Origin of the sequence: Saccharothrix sp. ST-888 (assembly GCF_000955975.1) — a bacterium.
In the GTDB taxonomy this organism is placed as follows: domain Bacteria; phylum Actinomycetota; class Actinomycetes; order Streptomycetales; family Streptomycetaceae; genus Kitasatospora.
This window is the reverse complement of record NZ_JYJF01000898.1, coordinates 1-312: the sequence shown is the minus strand read 5'-3', so window position 1 is coordinate 312 and position 312 is coordinate 1. Positions and strand designations below refer to the sequence as shown.

General features: G+C 73.1%; 1 pseudogene. It reads right to left on the bottom strand.

Annotated features, from left to right (window positions below):
- A pseudogene (locus UK12_RS42560) lies at positions 1–312 on the bottom strand (RND transporter); the annotation flags it as partial.

Sequence of the window (312 nt, the reverse complement as noted above, 5' to 3'; positions counted from 1 at the left end):
GCCGCCAGCGGCGCCGCCCGCGCCGCGGAAGGAACCTCTGGGGAAGCCGTGGCCGTGGCCCGCGGTGGTCGCGGTGAGCTGGAGGCGCTCGCCCTCGGTCAGTCCGGAGGCCACCTGTACCGTGGAGTCGCCCTCGACACCGACCGTGACGTCTACCCGCTCGTTGCTGGCGTCGTCGTGCACCACGGTCGCGGTCCGGCTGGTGCCGGTGCCCGAGAGTGCGGCGGTCGGGACGGAGAGCGTGTTTTCGAACTCTCCGGCGACCACCGAGATGGTGGCGCTGAGACCGGTCCGCAGCGAGCTGGTGTCGCC